Origin of the sequence: Aquirufa salirivi, from assembly GCF_045310485.1 — a bacterium.
In the GTDB taxonomy this organism is placed as follows: Bacteria; Bacteroidota; Bacteroidia; order Cytophagales; family Spirosomataceae; genus Aquirufa; species Aquirufa salirivi.
On record NZ_JBEWZH010000056.1, the window covers coordinates 1 to 210 of the forward strand.

Here is a 210-nt window from a genome sequence, read left to right on the forward strand (position 1 = left end):
CAACGTTCGTGCCCCCCACCGTTGGGTTCGTGGCTGGGCTTGATGAAGCATTCGCTCCACTGAACGTGATCGACTTGATGCCTGTATAACCCGTTGCCGTGTTGCCACTCGCATCCTTGGCTGTGATCGTAATCGTTTGGCTTGCTCCCGCTGTTTGGGTGCCTGTTCCCGTGATAATCAATTTAGTGGCTGCGCCTGCTCCTATGGTCA

1 protein-coding gene is annotated in these 210 nt (G+C 55.2%); it reads right to left on the reverse strand.

Annotated features, from left to right (window positions below; genetic code table 11):
• Window positions 1–210, reverse strand: a 210-nt coding sequence (locus tag U0R11_RS13670) for a hypothetical protein (protein ID WP_406752407.1), incomplete at both ends; no start/stop codon positions are given.